Raw genomic sequence first — 7088 nt, 5'->3', positions numbered from 1 at the left:
AGCCGCCCGTGTCCGCGCCGGCGCCCGAACCGGAGCCGCCGTCCCCGGCCCCGCCGACGCAGCGGCCCGCGCCACGGCCCCCGGTGATCGCCGCGGCGCCCACGCCCGCCCCTGAGCCCCGCCCCACACCGGCTCCTCCGCCGACCCGCACCCCCACGCCCACCCCGACGCCGACCCCGACGCCCACCCCGACGCCGACCCCGAAGCCCGCTCCCCCGCCCGCGCCGGTCGTCTACCAGTGGAGCGAGCTGGCGTACGACATCAGCGGCGACGGCGGCAAGCCCGAGATGCGGATCGGCGAGAGCGGCTGGGTGTGGCAGCGGCGGGGACTGTCGATCGGCGGGACCTCCTACGCGCGCGGTGTCACCGTGCGGGGCCGGTCCTCCGTCACCATCGACCTCAACCGTGAGTGCACCGCGTACCAGGCGCTGGCCGGCGTCGACGACATGACGCTGAAGCTCGGCAAGGTGTACTTCTCGGTCCACGCCGACGGCGTGCCGCTGTGGAAGTCCGCGCTCGTCAAGGGCGGGGACGCGGCCGTGCCGGTCCAGGTGGACCTGACCGGCCGGAAGGCCGTACGGCTGGTGGTCGAACCGCACAACCACCTCGACGACGTGGCGGTCGCGGACTGGGCGGAGTCGACGTTCACCTGCACGCAGCGAGTTCGCCGATGATCTCGTCCATGGTGAGGGCGGCGCCCCGGGCGCACTCGGTCGCGTAGCGATCCAAGCCCAGGGCGGTGCGGGCCGCGGCCTCGGTCCGCTCGGTCTCCGTCCGCTCCGGCAGCGCGCGCGGAAGGCCGCCGCGCAGCCGCTCACCGGCCGCGAGCAGCCGGGCCGTGCGGGGAAAGTCACCCAGCCGCCCCAGCAGATTGGCCGCCTCGTCCACGATCCCCGCCGTGACCGTCTCCGCGCAGTGCTCCGCCACCGCCCGGCGCAGCGCGCGGGCCAGCATCGGCAGGGCCCGCTCCGGGCCCTCCTCGACGGCCGTGACCAGTGCCTCGATCAGATCCACCGCCGCGATGAACTGGGGCGGCGGTGAGCCGTGGGCGATCTCCGCGCGGATCGTCCGGCACAGCTCGCGGGCGCGGACGGGGTCCCCCTCGTCCAGTGCCATATAGGCCCGCAGCAGCGAGACGAACGCCCGGGCATCCGTCACCCAGTGCCGGTCGGCGGCCTCGCTCGCCTCGTCCAGGGCAGCCTCCGCCGCGCGGCGGTCGCCCGAGCGGAAGGCGATCTCCCCGAGCCGGGCGAGCAGGAACGGCGTCTCCGTGTACGCCCCCACCTCGTGGGCGAGCCGCAGCGCCTCGCCGTACTCCTCGCGGGCCTCCGCGAAACGGCCGCGCGCCATGGCCGCCTCACCCGCCGCGCTGCACACCTGCGCCCGCATCCAGCGGTCCCCGACCCGCCGGCTGAGGTCACGCAGCTCGGCCAGGTCCTCGTCCACCCCGCGCAGCCCGCCGGCCGAATCGACGACCATATGGGTCCGCAGCATCAGGGCGACGCCCAGCTCCCAGTCGCCGCCGTACTCCCGGCAGTTGGCGACCGCCGTGTCCAGGAGCCGGCGCAGGCCCGCGCCCCGCTGCTGGAAGACGGTCAGCGGCCAGACGATGCCGGGCATCCGCGCGGCTTCCGGTCCGCCCCGCTCGTAGGCGGCACGCACGCGGGCGACATAGCGCGCGTACCGGGGGTCGTCCGCCCGGTCCCCCGGGCCGTCCTCCGAGGTGAGGAAAAGGTGGAGCATCCGCAGGTCCATGCGGAGGGGGCGCAGCGGGTGCCGCTCCGCGTCCGGCGGGGCCGCGAGGAAGGCGTCGACCGGGTCGGGAGCCGGTGTGCCGGGTGAGCCGGCCGCGGCGCTCAGGCGCAGCACACGGTCCACCCAGTGCACGCCCTCCTGGCGGTAGTTGCGCAACCACCAGAACCAGCCCATGGCGAGGGTGATCGCGGCGGCCTCCGCCTCGTCCCCGGCGGCCGTGGCGCGGTGCAGGGCCGCGCGGATGTTGTCCAGCTCGGCCTCCAGACGGGCGATCCACGGCAGCTGCCCGGCGGAGCGCAACTGCGGCTCCGCCTCCTCGACGAGCGCGCGCACCCACGCGCGGTGGCGCCGCTCGGCAGCGGCACGCCGGCCCGGGGCCTCGGCGGCGCGTTCGGCGGCGTACTCGTGGATGGTCTCCAGCAGGCGATACCGCATGCCCGCCGCGCCCTCCCGCTCGCACGGGGCCGCCACCACCAGGGACTTGTCGACGAGCGCGCCCAGGAGGTCGGCCACCGGGCCGCCGCACACGGCCTCCGCCGCGGCGAGGTCCCAGCCGCCCGTGAAGACGGACAGCTCGCGCAGCACCGTCCGCTCCCGCTCGTCGAGCAGGTCCCACGACCAGTCGACGACCGCGCGCAGGGTCTGCTGGCGGGGCAGGACCGTACGGCTGCCGGCGGTCAGCAGGCGGAAGCGGTCGTCGAGGCGGTCGGCGATCTGCCGGGGCGTGAGCAGCCGCAGCCGGGCCGCGGCCAGCTCGATCGCGAGCGGCAGCCCGTCGAGGCGGCGGCAGATCTCCGCGACGGCCTTCTCGTCGCGCAGCAGCGCGTCGGCGCCGGGACGGACGGCCGCCGCGCGGTCCGCGAAGAGGCGCCGCGCCTGGTCGGGGGAGAGCGGGTCGACCGGGCGCACCGACTCGCCGGGGACACCCAGGGGTTCCCGGCTGGTCGCGAGGATCCTGAGGCCGGGGCAGCGGGTCAGCAGGGTCTCGGCGAGGTCGGCTGCCGCGTCGATGACATGTTCGCAGTTGTCGAGGATCAGGAGCCGGCTGCGCGTGGCGCAGTGCTCTACGAGCAGGGCGAGCGGGTCGTCCTGCGGGGCCGCCAGGTCATGGGTCATCAACACGGTCTCCCGCAGACCCAGCGCGTTGACCACCGCGCCCGGCACCGCCTCCGGCCGGTCGAGCGAGGCCAGCTCGACCAGCCACGCCTGCGGGAGCCCGGCGGCGGCCTCCTCGGCGAGACGGGTCTTTCCGGAGCCGCCCGGACCGGTGAGGGTGACCAGGCGGGCCCTGTGCAATTCCGAACGCAGCGCGTCGACTTCGAGTTCCCGGCCGACGAACGTCGTCAGCCGGGGCCGCAGATTGCCGGTGGGCTCGGGGCGGGGCGGGCTGAGGGGCACGGTCCCCGCGGCCTCCGGCCCGGACGGCTGCTCATCCGGCCTGAGCAACTCCTGGTGCAGGGCCCGCAGCTCCGGTCCCGGGCCGGTGCCCAATCCCTCGGCCAGCGCCCGCCGCGCGGTCTCGTAGGCGGCGAGGGCGTCGGCCCCGCGGCCCGAGTCGCGCAGGGCGCGCAGCAGGAGGGCGTGCAGGGGCTCGTCGTACGGGTGGGCCTTCGCCAGCTCGGTCAGCTCCGGTACGACGTCCTCGGCGCGCCCCAGGCGCAGGTCCGCGTCGATGCGGGCGCGGATCGCGGTGAGCCGCAGCGCCTCCGGGCGGGCGGCGGCGGTGCGGTCCGGGAGGTCGGCGAGGGCCGGGCCGCGCCACAGTGCGAGGGCGTCGGCCAGGTCGCGGGCGGCGGCGGCCGGCTCGCCTCGGTCCAGGGCGGCCGTGCCCTGTCGGACGAGCCGTTCGAACACGAACAGGTCGATGTCGTCCCGTTCGGCGGCGAGCCGGTAGCCGCCGGGCTCGGAGACCACCGCGTCCCTGCCCACGGCCCGGCGCAGCCGCCCGACCAGAGCCTGGAGCGCGGCCGGGGCGTCCCGCGGCGGGTCGTCCGCCCAGACCTCGTCGATCAGCGTCGCGGGTGCGGTGACCCGCCCGGCCCGCACGGCGAGCGCGGCAAGCAGGGCACGCACGCGTGGGCCTCCGACGGATACGACTCCGCCGTGACCGTCCTCCGCCTGGCTGACCCCCAGGATCCTGTACCGCACCGGCTCATTGTCGCCGGGGGGAGGGGCGCGGCGGCGCACGGGTGGCTGAGCGGGAGGGGGCGGCAGGGGGAGGGGCGCCGCGCGGGCGCGGGTGTCCTCCGTGGCGGGGGTGCCGCGCGGGAAAGGGACGCCGCGCGGGAGCGAGTGCCCGCCGGGCGGGGGTGCCCCGCGGGAGCGGTGGCCCGCAGCAGGGGCGTACCGCGTGGGAGGGGGCTTCCAGGAACGGAACCCCACCGGAACGGACCCCGGGAACCGAACCCCGCCCATGCGGGCACCCAGGAAACCGGCCCCGCGGGAGCGGACCCCAGGACCCCAACCCCGCGTGCTGGCGGGCTCCCGGGAACGAAGCCCTTGCAGCGGATCCTCGCCCAAGGGTGTGCCCTGGGCCGGCTAGGCCCGTCGTACCGTGGCCCCCGCCCCCAGTGCCCCGCGCTGCGGGACGATGCCCGCCGGGACGGCGCGGGCGCGGCCGGGGGTGCCGGTCCAGCAGGTTCCCCGGCGGGCGAGGAGGCGGCGGAGCCAGAGTTCCAGCGAGACCAGGTCGGCGAGGCCGTCGAGGGGCAGGGGCTCGCCCTCGGCGGCGCGGCGCACGGCCTTGCGGACCACACGGGCCTCGACCAGGCCCGCCTGCGCCAGCAGCGGGGTGTCGAAGAGGGCCATCAGGGAGTCGGTCGCGACGCGCAGCCCGGTGCGGGCGGCGGCCGCCGCCGGGGCCTGGGAGGTGGCGCCCCAGCCGGGCGGCAGGTCGGCGACCCCGGCGCCGGTCAGCACGGTGCGCAGGATCGCGGCGCGTGCCCCGGGCTGCACGCGCAGCGCCTCGGGCAGCTCGCGGCAGGCGCGGACGACCTGGTTGTCCAGGAAGGGCGTGTGCAGGCGCTGGAAGCGGATCTCGGCGGCCTGTTCGAGGACGCGGACGTCGGCGGCGGTGCGGGCGAGGGCCGCGCGGGCGCGGAAGTCGCCGGGGCGGCGGTCGGGACCGACGGCGGCCCGCTGGATCGCGGTCTGGAGCCGAACCGATACTTCAGCGAGCGCCTCCCCGGTCAGCCAGCGCGCCGCCGGGCCGGGTCTGGCCCAGGTGAGTGCCGCGAGGGAAGCCCCCGTGGCGCCCCCGGGTTCGTCGAAGGACCGCTGGAGGAGCTGTTCGGCGAGGCCTTCGACGCCCGCGCGGTAGGGCGTTCGGACGAGGCGGCGGGCGGCGGCGTACACGCGCGCGGGGACCAGTACCGAGCCGTCCGCCTTCGCCAGCGCGGCCACCGGGCGCACCAGGTGCCGGCGCCGCCGGTCCATCAGGAGGTCGGCGAGCCGCGCGGGATGGGCGTCGAGGACCTGGCGGGCGCCGTAGCCGGTGAGGTGGTCGGCGCTGCCCGCGGCGAGCCGGGCGCGGTGCCGGGCGGCGGTCACCAGGCAGGGGCCGGGCTCGTCGGTCAGCGGGCCGTCCAGTTCGGCGTACGGCAGGGTCTCCTCGCCGCCGGTGACCACGACGTGGTGCAGCCGGGGCCCGGCGGCGAGCGCGCCGGCCCGTTCCAGTTCGGCCTCCCGGCCGCCGACGGCCAGGTCGTTGAAGGTGACGGCGAGCAGCCGTTCCCCGGCGCCGGTGCCGTGCCCGAGGACGGTGCCCGGCATGCCGGGCAGGCCCGCGGCGAGCAGGGCGAGGGTGGCCGAGGCGGGGCCGCCGGAGAGGTCGGCGCCGATGCCCGGGACCGGCATCCCGCGCGCGGCACGGCGTTCCGCGGGACCCATGCCGGGGACGGGCCCGGGGTCGATGCCGGAGCCGGGGACGTGCCGGGGTGCGGAGAGCCGGGCCCGCACCGCTTCCACCAGGGCGTCGCGTACGGCGTCCACCGCGCGGTCGGGGTCGGCGGGGGGCGCGGCCACCGCGAGGGAGGACACCTGCTCGTAGCCGGCGATCTCACGCGCCCCGCCGCGCAGGATGAGCGCATGCCCCGGGGGAATGCGCCGTACTCCGTCGTACGGGGTGGACTCCTGCACCGCGGCCGGTACGTCCGGGGCGGCGAGCAGCGCGGCGAGGTGGCCGAAGTCGAGGTTGGCCTCGATGAGGTCGGCGAGCGGCAGCGCGGCGGTGGCGTAGGCGGTGCCGCCGGCCCAGGGGGCGTGGAAGACGGGGCGGGCGCCCGCGAGGTCGCCGCAGACGGTGATGCGGCGCCCGACCTGGACGACCGCCGTGTAGCTGCCCGGCCAGGCGGTCAGATGCCGCAGTGCGCCGCCGCGCGCCGCGAAGAGCCCGACCCGCAGTTGTTCGTCGCTGGCGCCGCAGGTGCCGAGGACGGCGATCCGGGTCTGCGGGTCGGCGGTGACCACGCGCACCTCGTCGGGGCGCCAGTCGCCGACCGCCCACAGCGGGTCGGGGTCGCCCCACAGGAGCTGGGAACCGACCGGGTGCAGGGTCTCGCCGTCGTATCCGGTGGCGCCCGCCGAGCCGATGCCGACGGCGCCCGCGGCGGTGCTGCTCCACCCCACCAACCACCGCATCGACGCCTCCACAGGCTGTGGACAACCAGTGCACCGCAGGAACCGGTTCACCATGCTGCCACGAAGGACGCGCCGGGGAGCGTCGGCGGAGCCGCTGACGATCCCTCGAATGCGCCCCACGCGCCCTGGCATGCGCCCCGGGCAAAGGCGCCACTGACGCCGAGCTGACGCCAACGCCCGCTCTGGGCACGGGGATTGCGAAACCCCGACGACACGAATGCGCCCCCGGTACGCCCCCCGAAAACCCCCAACGCGCCCTCAAACCACATGGTCGCCGGGGCAATCACCGTTCGACCACGGGGGCGACTTTCAGCCATTCCAAGACCACGAGCCGCTCTCGGCGTCGGCGCCGTGCACGCTCCGTACAGGCTCTGCGCACCGCCGAACGGGCGCACGGCCCGGGAAACGGAGTTCGCCCCCCGGGCCGGACCGCCGCCCGCGGGGATGTGAGGCGGCGGTGTCCCCCAGCCCACTGGTCAGTACAGCGGGCCGACCCACGCAGAAGCCATGGAACCGCTCCCGACATGGCCGGAGAAGAGCGCACGGACGGGCGCACGGCCACACACCGGGAGCACGCCGCAACGGTGCGTAAAGGGGCCGTACTCCCGTACGGACCACAATCCCGCCATCCGGAACAATGCCCCTTAACGCTTGGGATGCGGCGAACTACGCTGGGTTTACGAATGCCGCGTGGT

The 7088-nt window shown here is 76.6% G+C and carries 3 protein-coding genes; 1 reads left to right on the top strand and 2 read right to left on the bottom strand.

Annotated elements, in window-relative coordinates; all coding sequences use genetic code 11:
- The coding region (locus VE614_RS32445; protein WP_324945533.1) for an NPCBM/NEW2 domain-containing protein at positions 1-674 on the top strand (674 nt) is incomplete at its 5' end.
- On the opposite strand, the gene VE614_RS32440 is transcribed toward VE614_RS32445, so the two are convergent.
- Together VE614_RS32440 and VE614_RS32435 are read right to left on the bottom strand one after the other, a co-directional pair.
- A complete protein-coding gene (locus VE614_RS32440) occupies positions 646-3903 on the bottom strand; it encodes a BTAD domain-containing putative transcriptional regulator (protein ID WP_324945528.1) in 3258 nt (1085 codons plus the stop codon). The two genes, VE614_RS32445 and VE614_RS32440, sit on opposite strands and share 29 nt — an antisense overlap.
- 390 nt (positions 3904-4293) lie before the next feature.
- A complete protein-coding gene (locus VE614_RS32435) occupies positions 4294-6393 on the bottom strand; it encodes an asparagine synthase-related protein (protein WP_324945525.1) in 2100 nt (699 codons plus the stop codon).
- Positions 6394-7088: the final 695 nt, after the last annotated feature.

This window comes from Streptomyces sp. (genome assembly GCF_035645055.1).
Lineage (GTDB): Bacteria > Actinomycetota > Actinomycetes > Streptomycetales > Streptomycetaceae > Streptomyces.
Note: the sequence above shows the minus strand (reverse complement) of the source record. Positions and strands in the feature narration are given on the sequence as shown.

Bases quoted from the DNA above. Each gene is read 5' to 3' on its own strand.
- VE614_RS32435 (WP_324945525.1), bottom strand. From the start codon at position 6,393: ATGCGGTGGTTGGTGGGGTGGAGCAGCACCGCCGCGGGCGCCGTCGGC.